The sequence below is a fragment of the Microvirga pudoricolor genome (genome assembly GCF_016892705.1).
GTDB classification, from domain to species: domain Bacteria; phylum Pseudomonadota; class Alphaproteobacteria; order Rhizobiales; family Beijerinckiaceae; genus Microvirga; species Microvirga pudoricolor.
The window spans coordinates 1-13,968 of the sequence record NZ_JAFEMB010000013.1 but is presented as its reverse complement, the minus strand read 5'-3'; the positions used below and the strand labels follow the sequence as shown (position 1 = coordinate 13,968).

Genomic DNA, 13,968 nt, shown 5'->3' with positions numbered 1-13,968 from the left:
GCGACCAGCGTCCTATGGCTTTCGAGAGGGAGTGAAGGGCAAGGTCGGCGCTTAATTATTTACGTTAATACGTATTGACGTGTAAACGTATTACCTTGATAGAAGGCGATGGCGGCGGCCGGGAAAACGTGCTAGAGTGTACACAATTCAACACACGGAGGCGATTCCATGACCGCCAGCACCACCATGACGATTCGGGTTAGGCCCGATGTGAAAGAAAAGCTCGACCGGATCGCGAACGACACGCAGCGAAGCAAATCCTTCCTCGCCGGCGAGGCCGTCGCCGCCTATGTCGATCGCGAGCTTGAAATCATCGACGGTATCAAGCGCGGCATGGCTGATGCAGCGGCCGGCCGAGTGATCCCCCATGCGCAGGCCGTCGCGGAAATGCGTGAGGTTATCGAGGAAGCGAAGCGCCGGAAAGCCGCGCGCGGATGAGGCCGGTTGTCTGGTCGATTGAGGCGCAGCGGGATAACCTCGAAATCCTGCGCTATATCGCAGAGGACAACCCATTCGCCGCCGAACGGGTCGTGGATGCGATCGAGGACGCCGGGAACAAGCTCGGCGAATTTGCGACCGGCCGGCCGGGGCGGGTGAGCGGAACCTATGAAAAGTCCCTCGCCCGTCATCCCTACATCATCGCCTATGAGCTGCGGGACGTGGGGGGCCGGGAAAGCGTCGTGATCGTGCGCGTCATCCACACGTCGCGCGACTGGCCGGCCGAGGAATGGCCGCACTAGCTTAAAGACGTAGTAACGTCCTTAGCTATATGCTTCAATACGTATTCACGCAAAGAAGGATTGACGCATGAACGTCATTGCGTTTTTGAGCCAGAAGGGCGGGAGCGGAAAAACCACGCTTTCGGTTCATACCGCCGTGGCGGCCGAGGCGACCGGCGAACGGGTTTGCGTCATCGACGCGGACCCACAGGAGAGCGCGACCGCATGGGCGAGCGCGCGGGAAGCCGGAACGCCGATCGTCGCCACGGCGCAGGCCGGGGAGCTGGACGCCGCGCTTAGGGCGGCCGAGGGCGAGGGCATGACCTTGGCCGTAGTGGACGCCCCGCCCCATGCCGCCCCGGCGGCCGGCCAGATCGCCCGAAGGTCGGAGCTGGTCTTGATTCCGGTCAGACCGTCCGCGTTTGACCTCGCTGCGGTCCCGGCCGCCGTCGAGATCGTGGCGGCCGCGAAAGTGCGCGGCGCGTTCGTCCTGTCTGCCTGCCCGTTCCGTGCGCCCGAGATCGGGGAGACGCGCGCGGCGCTGGAAGCCTACGGACTGCCGATCGTTCCCGGCGAGATTACCGACCGGCGCGCGTTCGCCCGCGCCGTCACGACTGGCAGCGCCGTGACGGAGTTCGAGGCCGAAGGGAAAGCAGCGGAGGAAATCCGGGCTTTGTGGGCGTGGATTAAAGGCACGTTAGAACGTAAATAGCTAAATACGTAAGCGCGTATTGAAGGAGCGAAACCTATGGCAAAGAAAGCAACCGGCCTCGCGGCCTTCACCCGCCCGAAGGCCGGCGCGGAGGCCACCAGCCTTGCAGCGATCGAGGACGATCGCCCGGCCGTGGAAATCCCGACGCCGAGGCGAAAGAGGGGAGGGGGCGAGACTGTCGCGCTTACGGTCAAGGTCCGGCGATCGGACTGGCAGCGCCTTCGCCAGCTCGCGGATGCAGAGGGAACGACAATTCAGGCGATGGCCGAGGCCGGGCTTTCGGCGGTTCTGGCACAGCACGGATTGCCGCCGATCGAGCCTTATGCACGTTGATACGTAAATAGCTAAATACGCTAATGCTTGCGCGCGTGGCCCGCCCCCCGGCCGTCCCTACGGCCCTAGATGATGAGAGCGGGCCGGCCGGGGGGCTATCGTCGCGGCCGTGGCGTTTCCCTGAATAGAGCTTGCACCAGGTCGGCGGGTGGATCGCGGCGCAAGCCGCGCCGGCCCGGAGGCGAACGCGCTCCCCAATAGCGCCGTAGAGAGCCGGAGGGCCGTTCGTAACAAAGTCCCGGCGCTATGCGCCGGGTCCGCTTCTTGTCACGTCAGGCAGCGTCATACAGCCCCCGGAACTCTGCATCGGCATAATAGGCGAGCTTGCCGGCGACGATCGGCCGTTGCCCGGCGAGGAACAGCAATTCGACATGCTGCGGCAGGTTGCGGACCTCATCGGGGGTCAGCAGCGGGCGGGCCGTGTGTTGCTCGCCGTAGGAGATGCCGGATTTATCGGAATCGAGCGCCCGGCTCATGGTCTGGAACACAACGGTTTCCTGCCCGAGCAGATCGGAGACAAGCCGGGCGCTGTCGTGATCGTTGACGCCGAACACCTGTAGGACGCCGGCATTTGACAGGAAGGTGCCGGCGCGTTGCCCGTAGGTGGCGCGGAGCTGGTGAACGTCTTGCAGGATCGGCCAGAGCTGGACGCCGTAGCCGGCCATGAGGCCCATTGCGCGCTCGACGGGGGCCAGATGGCCGAGGGCGGCGAACTCATCGAGCAGATAGAGGACCGGCACGGCCGGCTTGGCGGGATCGCGGGCCATGTCGGTGAGGCTTTGCGCGACGAGCAGGCGCAGCCAGCGGGAATAGGTGGCGAGCCGATCGGGCGGCAGGACGAGGAACACCGAGACGTTGCGGCGCTTGAGATCGGCAAAGCCGAAATCGGATCGGTCGAGGACGGCGACCATGCGCGGGCTGTCGAGGAAATGGGTATGGCGCTGCGCGGCCGAGAGGACGCCGGCCGCCTCGCGGTCGGATTTGCCGAGGTGGCGGTTTGCAGCGCGGGCGATCAGGCCGGAGGCGGCCGTTGATGCCTGCATGTCCTTCAGGAGCGCCGCGAAGGCTTCAGGGGCGAGGGTGAGATATTCGCGCAGGGTGGCGAGGTTCCGCCTGTCGCGCGGCGCGCTGGCGGCAATATGGAGGATCAGGCCGGCAATGAGCGCCTTGGCTTCCTCGTTCCAATGCGCTTCGCCGGCCATGCCCGGTTCATCGAACACGAGGGCGTCGGCCAAGGTGCTTGCATCTTCCGCGACATCGAGGCCGGCCGGGTCGAGCTGGTCGAGGGGATTGAAGGCGGCCGAGGGCTGGCCGGTGACGCCGAAGGGGTCGAGGACATGGACCGGGCCGAATTGCTGGCGGGCGCGGCCGGCGATCTTGGCATTTTCGCCCTTGGGGTCGATGCAGATCACGGAGCGGTCGGCGGTGAGCAGGTTGGGGATGATGGTTCCCACCCCTTTGCCGGTGCGCGTCGGTGCCATCGTCAGCAGATGGGCCGGGCCGTCATAGCGCAGGAGCTTTCCGGTCTTGCCGTCGCGGCCGATCAGCAGGCCGGAATCGGCGCGGGCGAGGGCGGCGGTTTCCTTGTCGGTGGCGAAGCGGGCCGAGCCGTGGGTTTCGCCGTCCATATCCCCGAAATGGATAATCAGCGGATTGGTGAGGAAGCGGAAGGCGAGCGCCAGCAGCACCAGCAGCGTGACGAGATCGAGCAGGAGAACCGGAACCGAGCCGACGCGAAAGCCGATTTGTTCGAGAGCGAAGCGGCCGCCGAAGCCGACGACGAACAGGACGATAACAAGGAGGAACAGAAGCCCGAGAAGCGGTTTCCAGATGCGGAAAGGTGCGGCGAGCAGAGCGACGAACGCCCATAGCGGATCACGCGCGGCCTGCCGCACCATGTTCTTGAACGCACCCCATGCAAGTCTCGCCTGACTCATGCGGCCGTCCCCCCGGCGCTGCCTGTCGTCTCCCCGGCCGGCGCGTTGTCGATCAGGTCGGCAAACAGTTCCTTGTCACCGGGGCGCGTCAGGAAGTCGGGCAGCTCACGCTTGAGCCATTCGCCCAAGCGCCGGGAAAATTCTTCATCCTTGCCGTGTTCGAGGCGATGCAGGACGAGCGCGCCGAGCAGCACCTTGCGGCGCGTGTCGTTGGCGCGTTCCTGCTTCGACAGACGGGCCTTGAGCGTGGCGCGCTGCGCATCCAGTTCGGCCAAGCGTTGTTCGATCGTTTTGCGCGCCATTCCTCAAATCTCCTTTTCCGGTTGTTCGCCTAGACTATCATTCCCGACCGTCTTTTCCAGCGTTTGCCTGTTGCGCTTGAGTTTTCAGCGGTTTTGCAGCACAATTCCGGCCTCAGTTCATTGCATCGACCTTGCCGCGAGCGCCACACCGATCAGCGAAAGAGCGTAGCGATTGAGTTGAGAAGGGCGCACTTACGAGTTACTGCGTAACTCAGCGCGCCGCCAGCTTGGAGGCTGGCGGGAAAGGCGGAAACGGGATCGAGGCAACGGGTTGGCAATCTACCATTTCAGCATGAAGCCAGTTTCGCGGGCGGGTGGCCGTAGCGCCGTCGCCTCAATGGCTTATCGTGCCGGGGAGAAGCTGACCAACGAGCGCGACGGGATCACGCACGACTACACGGCCAAGCAGGGTGTTGAACATGCCGAGATCGTCTTGCCGGAAGGCGTGAACGCCGATTGGGCGCGGGATCGGTCGGACTTGTGGAACGCCGCCGAATTTGCCGAGAAGCGGAAGGACGCTCGCGTTGCGCGGGAGTTCGAGATTGCCTTGCCGCATGAGCTTTCGGCCGAGCAGCGGCTAGAGGCGGCGCGGGAGATGGCGCAGGAGCTGGCCGACCGCTACGGCGCGGCCGTGGACTTCGCCATTCATGCGCCGCACGAGGCGAGCGACGTTCGCAATCACCATGCCCATTTGCTTATGACCACGCGGCAGGTGACGGAGGGCGGGTTAGGCGACAAGACCTATCTTGAGCGCGAAAACAAATGGCTGTTGGCGCACGACCTGCCGACGACCGATATGCAGCTCCGCGACCTTCGCCAGAGGTGGGAGGGGATCGCCAACGAGCGCCTTGCGATGGCCGGGCTAGATATTCGCATTGACCATCGTTCGCACATGGAGCGCGGGCTAGAGATCGCGCCGACCGAGCATATGGGCGTCCATGCCACGCAGATGGAGCGGCGCGGCCTCGACGTGTCGCGGTCGCGGCTGGACGAGGAAGCGGCCCGGCGCAATGCCGAGCTGATCCGAGAGAAGCCCGAGCAGGTTCTAACCCTCATCACCGGCGAAAAGAGCGTGTTCGACCGGCACGACGTTGCGCGGGCGCTGCATCGCTACATCAACGACGACCCGCAGGAGTTCCAGAGCGCCTTTGCGAAGGTGATGGCCTCGCCGGCGCTGGTCGAGTTGCAGCCCGAGCGCGCGGACCCGGCAACGGGCGAGATCGAGCTTGCGCGGTATTCGACGCGGGAAATGGTCGAGATCGAATCCGGCATGATCGAGAGCGCGCAGCGGATGCACGGCGCGCATGGTCATGGCGTCGATCGCCGGCATGTCGAGCGGGCGATAGATCGGCAGGACGCCGCCATTCAGCGCAGCGCCGGCGATGCTTCCGCCCGGCTGTCGGACGAGCAGCGCCGGGCGATCGAGCATATCACCGGGCCGGAGAGGATCGCGGCCGTTGTCGGTTATGCCGGCGCTGGCAAGTCCACCATGCTCGCGGCCGCGCGCGAGGCGTGGGAGGCCGAGGGCTATCAGGTCCACGGCGCGGCGCTGTCGGGCAAGGCGGCCGAGGGCTTGGAGGAATCTTCCGGCATCCAGAGCCGCACCCTCGCGTCATGGTCCCGCGGTTGGGAGAACGACCGCGGCACACTCGGCCGCGGCGACGTGTTCGTGATCGACGAGGCGGGCATGGTCGGGAGCCGCCAGCTCGCCCGCTTCGTTGGCGAGGCCGAGGCGCGCGGGGCGAAGATCGTCCTTGTAGGCGACCATGAGCAGTTGCAGGCGATCGGGGCGGGCGCACCGTTTAGGGCGATCACGGAGGAAATCGGCCATGCCGAGCTGTCCGAGATTCGCCGGCAGCGCGTGGACTGGCAGCGGGAGGCGTCGGTTGACTTCGCCACGCACCGGACGGCCGAGGGGCTGGCGGCCTATCGGGATCGCGGCAATATCAGCTTTGCCGAAACCGGCGAGGACGCGCGGGGCCAGATCGTGCGCGACTACCTTGCCGATCGCGACGAGCGCCCGGACGGCACCCGCGTAGCGATGGCGCATCGCCGGGCCGATGTTCGCGCCATCAACGACGCGATCCGGGCCGAGCTACAGGACCGGGGCGAGCTGGCGCAGGGCGAGGACGCCGGCGCGCTGACCTTCCAGACCAATGACGGCAAGCGGGAGTTCGCGCCCGGCGACCGCATCGTGTTCTTGGAGAACAACCGCGACCTTGGCGTGAAAAACGGGATGCTAGGCACGGTCGATCATGTCGAGCCGGGCCGCATCATTGCCACGCTCGACGGCCGGGGCGGCGATAGTGTTTCCGTGCCGATGGGCGATTATCAGGCGATCGACCACGGCTATGCGACGACGATTCACAAAAATCAGGGGGCGACGGTGGACCGCGCCTATGTGATGGCGTCGGGGACGATGGACCGGCATCTAACCTATGTCGCCATGACCCGGCATCGTGACGGGGTGCAGCTCTACGCGGCACAGGACGAGTTCACCAATGCCGGCCGGCTGGTCGAGCATGGGGCCGCGCCCTATGAGCATGACCCGCAGAAGTCCGACAGCTATTTCGTGACGCTGGAAAACGACAAGGGCGAGCAGCGCACCCTATGGGGCGTCGATCTTGAGCGCGCCATGAAGGAGGCCGCGCCCGAGATCGGGGAGAAGATCGGCCTACAGCATGAGGGTTCCACCCCCGTCACCTTGCCGGATGGGACGCAGACGCACCGCAACACATGGAAGGTTCAGGACGCCGGCGAGCTGGCCTATAGCCAGCTAGAGCGCCGCCTGTCGCGGTCGGGCGTGAAGGAAACGACGCTCGACTATACCCGCGACTTTGCCGAGCGGCGCGGGATCGCGGAGCAAATGGGCGTCCGCAGCGAGATCGAGATTCCGGCCGAGCGCACCGGGCTACGTGCGGAACGGGAGTCGACGGCCGGGGATCATGCCCTTGATCGGAGATCCTCGCAAAAAGTTCGCGCGGATCTCGCGCAGGATCTTCGTGCAGATCCGCGCGAGGATCTCGCCGGCGATCGACAGCAGCGCCAACGGCCGTTCGAGGGCCTGAAACTCGGCCGCCGCGCCGCGCCCGAGAGCCGCGAGCCAGACCGCGCCGGCGCGGACGGCCCGCAGATCGACCAGAAACGGCCGCAGCAGGCCGAGAAGCAGCGGCGCGGTATGTTCGCCGGCCTCAAGCTCAATGCGCGTCCTGCCCCCTCACAGGAGCGCACAGAGCGGCCGGAAAGGGAAGGGAGCTTGCGGCAGGCGCCTGCGCCCGACCGGCTGGCCGAGCGGGCGCGGGGGCAGTCGCCGCTTGAGGCCGCCGTTGACCGCTATTCGCGGGCCTATCAGTCGATCGACCAGCACCGGCGCGAGGGCTTGCCGGTCCTCGACATGCAGCGGCAGGAAATAGGCGATGCCGGCCGGCAGCTCGACCAGGTGCAGGGCGGCATGAAAGATTTGCTGCGCTCGACGTTGCAAAACGACCCGGCGACGGTGCGCGCCATGACCGAGCTTTCCGGCCGGGAGCGTGTCGCGCAGGTTATCGACGGGATGAAGCGCGAAAACGCGGCGCTGCAAGACCCGAATATCAGGGCCGAGCGGTTCGTTGAACGCTGGCAGGAGCTACAGGGCCAGCGCCGGGAGCTTCGCGGCTGGCAGCACGACGATGCCCGCGCCAAGGTCGAAAGCCAGATGAACGGCATGACCAAGAGCCTTGAGCGTGACCCGCAGGTAGATTCCATCCTGCGCAATCGCCGTCAGGAACTCGGAATCGGGCAGCAGCAGCGCCGGGGGCAGAGCATCGCCCACGAGCTGCAAGAGGAAATGTCACGCAGCCGGCAACTTAGCCGGGGCATCGGTTTGGGAAGGTAGGCACGGAGAATATGGCGGAGCTGGACGACGACAGGGAAGGAATCGAGCCGGAAGCACTGGACGAGGACGCCGGCGACCCGGCCGCCGCGTTCGACGCGCTCCGGCGCACGATCGAGACGCAGGGCGCGCAGATCGGCGCGGAAATGACCGTGATGCGGCGCGGGCTGGAAGCGGCTTTCGACCAGCTCGAAAAGATCGAGCCGGCGCAGGACTACAAGCCCCAGCTCGCCCAGCTCGTGCAGGCGCTCGACAATGTTGCGGAGCGGCTGCACGGCGTAGAGCAATCGCCTATTCTCCGGCAGGGTGCGACACACTATGCGGCGCTCCTCGAGCGCAGCGGCGAGGCCCTGATACGCACCGCCGCGCAGCAGCTCGAGCGGCAGGCGTCCGACCTCGAGCGCGCCGGCCGGAACCTCGCCGCTCATACGAAAAGCGCCTACGACCGGAAAAGTCAGGATTTCCGCATATGGATGGCCGGCCTTGTCGGGCTGTTCGTCGGCATATTCCTGATTTTGCTGTTGCCGCGTTTCCTGCCCTTCTCGGCCGACACCCATGTTGCGGCGACCGTCATAGGTCAGGACCGATGGAACGCCGGCGTCACCATGATGCGGGTGGCCGATCCCCGAAGCTGGCGCGGCGTGGCCGATTCCTCGCAGCTCGTGCGCGACAATGCCGAGGCGATCGGGCAATGCGCCGAGGCCGCGCGCACGGCCGGTTCAGATCAGCAATGCACCATCACCGTGAAAGCGCCGGCAGCACCGGCGCAGTAGGGTTGTGGGGGGACACCAGTTATTTCGGGAGGTTTTCTTCCGCCTCAACAGGTCCGGCGGCCATCGCGACGAGGCGCGCCGCGATACGCTTGCGCAGTTGCTCGGGGAGCGGGCGCGACGACAGCGCCTCGTGAATCCACAGCCCATCGGCGGCAAGGCGCGAAATGAACCTGTCCAACTCGGCAGCGTCGTTTCCAATCGGCGCAGGAGGTGCCCAGCGGTCGATGACCTGTTGCCACAGATCGCCAAGCTGCCGATTGTCGGAGCTTTCCAGCATGAGCAGCAGTTCGACCCGCCGGGCAGCTCTTGCGCAGGTGTTGATGTAGGCGGCGTGTCGTTCGGCGTCTGTCGCCCTGTCCGAGGTGTTGCCGGCGCTCGCTTCCAGCTCCTGTTCCCATGAGCGAGTCAGATGCTCATGGGTGGCGAGGATCAGGGCTTCGCGCGACGGGAAATGATACAGAAGGCCGGCGCGTGTCATGCCGGTTTCGAGCGCTACGGCGTCGAGGGTGACGGCGGTGAGGCCGTCACGCTCGATGATGCTCACAATGGCTTCAAGCACTTCGAGGCGCTTGCTGGCTCTCGCCATGTCGGCTTCCTTAGTGTTGTGTGGGATAGGCTGACGATTGCGAGCCGGGACCGTAGCGCCGCAACAGGATGCCGGTGATCAGGGCACCCACGGCCAGAACACCCGCCGCCACGTACATGACGACCGTATAGGCGTGGTCGAATGCGATTCCTGCCGCTTGACGCACGACAACACCATCGGCCCCCGCCTCGTTGGCAAAGACCAGCGCCGACGCCATGCTGTCGCGGGCCGCTTCCGAGGTTCCGGCGGGGAACACGACGTTGACCGTATAGAGGTAGGCCAAAAGACTTCCGAGAATTGTGACAGCGAACAGACTGCCAAACTCGTAGGACACTTCCTCGACCGACGACGCCATGCCGGCGCGATGCACAGGCACATTGCCCACAATAGCCGTTGATGCCACCGACATTGTTGCACCTACGCCGGCACCGGTCAGCGCCAGACCGGCGATCAGCCAGCCAAGGCCATGAGTGATGCCCCATGTCGCAAGCAGGACCGCCAGCGATCCCGCCGCAAGCCCGCCAGCTATAAGGATACGTAGGCCAATACGATGCAGGAATGCACCACCGAGCAGCGCAGTCGGCAATGATCCGAGCGCCGCCGCCGAAACCAGCATCCCGGCTTCCAGCGGCGTGAAGCCCGCAACGAGCTGGAAGCGTTGCGTCGTAGCAAGCTCAACACCGCCGATGGCGAACAGGGAGAACGCGGCCGCTAGAACGCCCGATGTGAACGCGGCATTGCGGAAGATCGAGAAGTCGAGCAGCGGGAACGGCAGGCGCAGTTGCCGGCGGACGAACAGCGCTCCGGCGAGGATGGCAACCAGCAGCGAAATAGCGGGGACGGCCCACGACTGCCCGGCATGGGCAGATTCCTTGATCGCGATCACAAAAGCCGACAGCGCCACCAATGCCTGAAACGACGACACCACGTCCCAAGGCTTGGTCGCATCGCCGGCCACCTTCGGCGCAACGATCAGCGCCGAAATGAAGGCAGCGACCACTACCGGCACATTGATGAGGAACACCGACCCCCACCAGAAATGGCCGAGCAGAAAACCGCCGATGATCGGTCCGAGCGCAGCGCCGACGACCGACAACGACCCCCAGATCGCAATGGCGATGTTGCGTTCCCGGTCATCCTCGAAGGTGACGCGGATGAGGGCGAGTGTCGCGGGCATCATCGCCGCCGCGCCGACCGCCAGAAAGGCCCGCGCCCCGATCAGGATTTCCGCTGTAGGCGAATAGGCCGCCACAATCGACGCGACACCGAACAGCACGAGGCCGATGAGGAACATGCGCCGGTGACCGATCCTGTCACCCAGCGTCCCGGTGCCGAGCAGCAGGCCGGCCATGACGAGGGGGTATGCGTTGATGATCCACAACCCTTGCGTTGCCGTCGCGCCAAGCTCGCGCGTCAGGGTAGGCAGGGCCGTGTAGAGGACCGAATTGTCCAGAACGATAAGCAGGAGACCGGCGGCGACGGTCACCAGAAGAACCCAGCGGTTCGAGTGGGCGGCAGGCATGATAGCACCATTCAGTGAGAGTAGCCAAACTTTACAGACAAGTTAGTAAAGTATCAAGCGCCTGCCCGTGAGGAACTTCAGACAATGGCCGACAGCGGGGCTTCGCATTCCGGGGCGCGATCAATTTGTCGCGAAATTCCTGAAACCTGCACCACGTCCGCAGCGGCGCGGAATCCGGGCCGCGACGTGTCGCGAAAGTCAGTCGCACAAGTTTGACTTTCGCACCTGATTTTTGCGACAGATTTTTCCCTGCAAAATCAGCGCCGGCGATTTTGTCGCAAAAATCAGGATTTGCGCGACATAAGGGGCGCGAAGGAATTTAATTCTGGATCACCAGATCAAAAGACCTTGGCGGGCAGACGCGCTCGAAATAGTAGCTTTCAACATCGTCCCAAACAGCGTGCCACGCGGCTAAAAAGCCCTCCGCGCCCTGTTCGCGCGCAGCAGTCCGTTCATGCCGCACTTTGGTCGGCACATCCACGATCACGGCGAGGTCGATCAAATCCCGAAGGAACGGAGATGCGGAATAAGCTCCTTCGAGCAGAATCGTGGGCGCTGGCGCGACTTCGGTAAATTCGTTCTTGAGGCTGTAAGTGCCATCCGGGCCTAGTCCCTGCATGAAGTCGAAAGCTCGCCACTGTGCAGGTTCCCCCTTGCGTAGAGGCTCTATTGCCTCGCGAACGCGGTCCCACTCAAAAACGCGATTCAACCGCTCCGCCACGGTTTTGTGAGGCCACTCGGATTCGGGAACCTGCGTTTGATAGAAATCATCGAGCGTAACCAAGGCTATGTCGGTCAGCTTCGCCAACCTTGCCGCAATCGTTGACTTACCGGAGCCGCTTCCCCCGTCAAGCGCCACGACAACAGGACGTGCGAGTTCGGCGCGGAGGGCTTCTATTCTCTCAAGTATGTGGAGTTCAGGCGACTTCATTGTTCAACCAATTTCGATGATGCTGCGTTGTCGCAAAAATTCCAAAACCCGCGACAGCTTTCTTGTCGCATAATAGGGATTTCCGCGACGGTTTGCACGAGGTAGATTCCGGGCATGTCGCCCACGAGGAAGCCCCTGCCCTTGCTTATCGGATATGCCCGCGTCTCGACCGACGGCCAGACTCTCGACCAGCAGCGCGCGGCGCTGAAAGCGGCCGGCTGCAAGCGCGTGTTCGAGGAAAAGGCATCCGGCGCGCAGCGCGGCCGCCGCGAGCTGGCGAAGATGCTGGACCATTTGCAGCCCGGGAACGTGGTGACGGTGACGCGGCTTGATCGCCTCGCCCGATCGACGCGCGATCTTCTCGACATTGCTGAGCGGATCGGCCACGCCGAGGCCGGCTTGCGTTCGCTGGCCGAGCCGTGGGCCGACACGACGACGCCGGCCGGGCGCATGGTGCTGACTTTCTTCGCCGGCGTTGCCGAGTTCGAGCGCAGCTTGATCCATGAGCGCACGAGCGCCGGCCGCGCGGCGGCGAAGGCGAAGGGCGTTCGGTTCGGCCGCCCCCCTGCCCTGTCGGCCGAGCAGATCGCACACGCCCGCCAGCTCATCAGCGAGGACAAGAAGCCGGCCGAGGTTGCCCGGCTCTTGGGTGTGCATCGCTCTACCCTCTACCGGGCCATAGAACGCATTGACGTGGATACGCATTGACGCAACTACGTTTAGTCGCCCGGCCCTAGAAGTAGTGCCTTTCTCGCCCCCTTACGCAAAGGGTTGCAGAATCGGGCGATTTCGTCTCTTCATGTAGACATGGCGAGTCGCACCCGAGAACAAGTTAAGCTGGAAAGTGTCCGAAACCTGCGCGCCCGTTGGCGCGCGGAGGGCCGGATTCTTGTGCAGGCCGATCTGCCCGGCGAGCTGGTCGCGGCGATTGACCGCCTGAAGGACGACGCGGGCTTGCGAGGGCGCGCGCCGATCATCGAGGAAGCGTTGAGGTTCTATATCGAAGCGAAGCAAGGGACATAACGGCAAAACGCCCGACCGTTGGCGCGGTCGAGCGTTTTATAGGCCGTCAGACACACCGTAGAGCCGGGGCCATCAAAGTCTCCCCTTATCTACGCTAGAGCACTCCAATTCGCAAGATTGATTCTTGCGGAAACGGGGAAAGCTGTGCCTGCCGTCCGCGCTGTCATGTCCTTCAAAAGGAAGGACGAGGGCATATGTTGAGGACGCACTACGCGGCCGCGATCGGCTGCGCGCGCGGGAACGCGCTTGATGAAATCATGCGGGAGGTTTGGACTCGATACGGCGCGGGCCAGCTCACCGACGACGAGGCCGGCGAGCTTACGACGCTCGCCCATGAGCGCCGGGCCGCCCTGCGGGGATCGGGACAGACCGCGCTAGGGTTGATCTTTCCGCCCCCTGCCCCACGCTGCCCGACACCAGTTCGCCGGCATAGCCATATCCGGGGACGATCGGAGGGCCGCATATGGCGGCCGACGACGCGCAAGGACGTGCAGGCGATCTTGAAGGCGGCCGAAATCTACAACGAGGCCGGCTTGCACGAGAAGGGCGAGCGCAGCGGGCCGCTAGGATCGGTGGCGCTGGACGTGCTGCGGCTGTTCGTCAATCTCATCGACTTCCGCACCGGCCGGCTTGAGCCGTCAATCACCACGATCATGGATCGGCTAGGCCGGTCGCGCGATACGATCGTGCGGGCGCTGAAGAATCTGCGGGCGCATGGCTTCATTGACTGGCTGCGGCGCTATGAGCCGACCGGGAACGAAGGGCGCGGCCCACAGGTGCAGCAGGCCAGCAACGCCTATCGCCTGTCCCTGCCGGAGAAGGCCCGGCAGTTCCTTGGACGGTTCGGCAAGGCTCCACCCCCGCCCGCCGATCATGGACAGGATCAGCGGGCTTGGAGCGAGGCAATCGACGCCTACAAGACCACCCTGCCCCTCGATGAGCGAACGCAGATCGACGCCGGCGATAGCCCGCTAGGACAGGCCCTTGTGCGCATGGCGAAAAACTTCATGAAACGTGAGTCCGATAACCAGACTGAATCCCCATCTGATCTTTATCTAAGAGGCAAAACATAAGCGGTCGCCGCTGTTCGGGCTGCTTACGCAGCCCTGCGGCGGTTCCGGCCCGCGTATAGGCGGGCCGGGAAACGGCACCCCCACTACCTAATCCGCACCGCTCGCGCCTGCGACCAGCGTCCTATGGCTTTCGAGAGGGAGTGAAGGGCAAGGTCGGCGCTTAATTATTTACGTTAATACGTATTG

Annotated in this window: 14 protein-coding genes; 9 read left to right on the top strand and 5 right to left on the bottom strand. The window is 64.5% G+C overall.

Annotated features, from left to right (window positions below):
• Positions 1–168 precede the first annotated feature (168 nt).
• The 4 genes from ILT42_RS22670 (at position 169) to ILT42_RS22655 (ending at position 1,764) form a co-directional block, all read left to right on the top strand.
• The gene (locus tag ILT42_RS22670) at positions 169–438 is read left to right on the top strand and encodes a CopG family ribbon-helix-helix protein (protein ID WP_006473479.1); all 270 of its coding nucleotides are present in this window, start codon (positions 169–171) and stop codon (positions 436–438) included.
• Entirely contained in the window at positions 435–740 is a 306-nt protein-coding gene (locus ILT42_RS22665) for a type II toxin-antitoxin system RelE/ParE family toxin (RefSeq protein ID WP_006473480.1), read from the top strand. The genes ILT42_RS22670 and ILT42_RS22665 overlap by 4 nt, the downstream gene beginning before the upstream one ends.
• A 67-nt stretch (positions 741–807) precedes the next feature.
• Positions 808–1,431 carry a ParA family partition ATPase gene (gene parA / locus ILT42_RS22660; RefSeq protein ID WP_021316632.1) on the top strand — a complete coding sequence of 208 codons (624 nt, stop codon included), beginning with the start codon at positions 808–810 and terminating at the stop codon, positions 1,429–1,431.
• Between the two features lie 36 nt (positions 1,432–1,467).
• Complete coding sequence (locus tag ILT42_RS22655) at positions 1,468–1,764, top strand: hypothetical protein (RefSeq protein WP_006473490.1); 297 nt, start codon at positions 1,468–1,470, stop codon at positions 1,762–1,764.
• A gap of 272 nt (positions 1,765–2,036) precedes the next feature.
• Here the strand turns inward: ILT42_RS22655 and ILT42_RS22650 are convergent, their stop codons facing one another.
• Together ILT42_RS22650 and ILT42_RS22645 are read right to left on the bottom strand one after the other, a co-directional pair.
• Positions 2,037–3,701: a type IV secretory system conjugative DNA transfer family protein gene (locus ILT42_RS22650; protein WP_023512661.1), complete on the bottom strand. Its 1,665-nt coding sequence runs from the start codon at positions 3,699–3,701 to the stop codon at positions 2,037–2,039.
• On the bottom strand, positions 3,698–4,003 hold the full coding sequence (locus tag ILT42_RS22645) for a hypothetical protein (protein WP_020821017.1): 306 nt from the start codon (positions 4,001–4,003) through the stop codon (positions 3,698–3,700). The genes ILT42_RS22650 and ILT42_RS22645 overlap by 4 nt, the downstream gene beginning before the upstream one ends.
• 271 nt (positions 4,004–4,274) lie before the next feature.
• Between ILT42_RS22645 and traA the strand changes: the two genes are divergently transcribed.
• Both traA and ILT42_RS22635 read left to right on the top strand, forming a co-directional pair.
• Positions 4,275–7,877, top strand: coding sequence for a Ti-type conjugative transfer relaxase TraA (gene traA / locus ILT42_RS22640; RefSeq protein WP_024269998.1), 3,603 nt, complete (start codon positions 4,275–4,277; stop codon positions 7,875–7,877).
• An 11-nt stretch (positions 7,878–7,888) separates the two neighbouring features.
• Positions 7,889–8,647: a DUF6118 family protein gene (locus tag ILT42_RS22635; protein WP_006473465.1), complete on the top strand. Its 759-nt coding sequence runs from the start codon at positions 7,889–7,891 to the stop codon at positions 8,645–8,647.
• Positions 8,648–8,666: 19 nt separating this feature from the next.
• Here ILT42_RS22635 and ILT42_RS22630 read toward each other — a convergent pair whose 3' ends face one another.
• From ILT42_RS22630 to ILT42_RS22620, 3 genes are all read right to left on the bottom strand, one after another.
• The gene (locus tag ILT42_RS22630; protein WP_008786762.1) at positions 8,667–9,233 is read right to left on the bottom strand and encodes a TetR/AcrR family transcriptional regulator; all 567 of its coding nucleotides are present in this window, start codon (positions 9,231–9,233) and stop codon (positions 8,667–8,669) included.
• A gap of 10 nt (positions 9,234–9,243) precedes the next feature.
• A complete protein-coding gene (locus ILT42_RS22625) occupies positions 9,244–10,755 on the bottom strand; it encodes an MFS transporter (protein WP_003830786.1) in 1,512 nt (503 codons plus the stop codon).
• A gap of 319 nt (positions 10,756–11,074) precedes the next feature.
• The gene (locus ILT42_RS22620; protein WP_020820347.1) at positions 11,075–11,686 is read right to left on the bottom strand and encodes a uridine kinase family protein; all 612 of its coding nucleotides are present in this window, start codon (positions 11,684–11,686) and stop codon (positions 11,075–11,077) included.
• Between the two features lie 114 nt (positions 11,687–11,800).
• On the opposite strand from ILT42_RS22620, the gene ILT42_RS22615 reads away from it, so the two are divergent.
• The 3 genes from ILT42_RS22615 to ILT42_RS22605 all read left to right on the top strand — a co-directional run bounded on the left by ILT42_RS22615 (position 11,801) and on the right by ILT42_RS22605 (position 13,782).
• Complete coding sequence (locus tag ILT42_RS22615) at positions 11,801–12,394, top strand: recombinase family protein (protein ID WP_024269999.1); 594 nt, start codon at positions 11,801–11,803, stop codon at positions 12,392–12,394.
• 99 nt (positions 12,395–12,493) lie between these two features.
• Complete coding sequence (locus ILT42_RS22610; RefSeq protein ID WP_020817828.1) at positions 12,494–12,709, top strand: ribbon-helix-helix protein, CopG family; 216 nt, start codon at positions 12,494–12,496, stop codon at positions 12,707–12,709.
• 194 nt (positions 12,710–12,903) lie between these two features.
• Entirely contained in the window at positions 12,904–13,782 is an 879-nt protein-coding gene (locus ILT42_RS22605) for a helix-turn-helix domain-containing protein (RefSeq protein ID WP_020817827.1), read from the top strand.
• Positions 13,783–13,968: the final 186 nt, after the last annotated feature.

Excerpts from the sequence above, each read along its gene's own strand:
- ILT42_RS22670 (WP_006473479.1), top strand. The coding sequence starts at position 169 with ATGACCGCCAGCACCACCATGACGATTCGGGTTAGGCCCGATGTGAAA.
- ILT42_RS22665 (WP_006473480.1), top strand. The coding sequence starts at position 435 with ATGAGGCCGGTTGTCTGGTCGATTGAGGCGCAGCGGGATAACCTCGAA.
- parA (WP_021316632.1), top strand. The coding sequence starts at position 808 with ATGAACGTCATTGCGTTTTTGAGCCAGAAGGGCGGGAGCGGAAAAACC.
- ILT42_RS22655 (WP_006473490.1), top strand. The coding sequence starts at position 1,468 with ATGGCAAAGAAAGCAACCGGCCTCGCGGCCTTCACCCGCCCGAAGGCC.
- ILT42_RS22650 (WP_023512661.1), bottom strand. The coding sequence starts at position 3,701 with ATGAGTCAGGCGAGACTTGCATGGGGTGCGTTCAAGAACATGGTGCGG.
- ILT42_RS22645 (WP_020821017.1), bottom strand. The coding sequence starts at position 4,003 with ATGGCGCGCAAAACGATCGAACAACGCTTGGCCGAACTGGATGCGCAG.
- ILT42_RS22635 (WP_006473465.1), top strand. The coding sequence starts at position 7,889 with ATGGCGGAGCTGGACGACGACAGGGAAGGAATCGAGCCGGAAGCACTG.
- ILT42_RS22630 (WP_008786762.1), bottom strand. The coding sequence starts at position 9,233 with ATGGCGAGAGCCAGCAAGCGCCTCGAAGTGCTTGAAGCCATTGTGAGC.
- ILT42_RS22625 (WP_003830786.1), bottom strand. The coding sequence starts at position 10,755 with ATGCCTGCCGCCCACTCGAACCGCTGGGTTCTTCTGGTGACCGTCGCC.
- ILT42_RS22620 (WP_020820347.1), bottom strand. The coding sequence starts at position 11,686 with ATGAAGTCGCCTGAACTCCACATACTTGAGAGAATAGAAGCCCTCCGC.
- ILT42_RS22615 (WP_024269999.1), top strand. The coding sequence starts at position 11,801 with ATGTCGCCCACGAGGAAGCCCCTGCCCTTGCTTATCGGATATGCCCGC.
- ILT42_RS22610 (WP_020817828.1), top strand. The coding sequence starts at position 12,494 with ATGGCGAGTCGCACCCGAGAACAAGTTAAGCTGGAAAGTGTCCGAAAC.
- ILT42_RS22605 (WP_020817827.1), top strand. The coding sequence starts at position 12,904 with ATGTTGAGGACGCACTACGCGGCCGCGATCGGCTGCGCGCGCGGGAAC.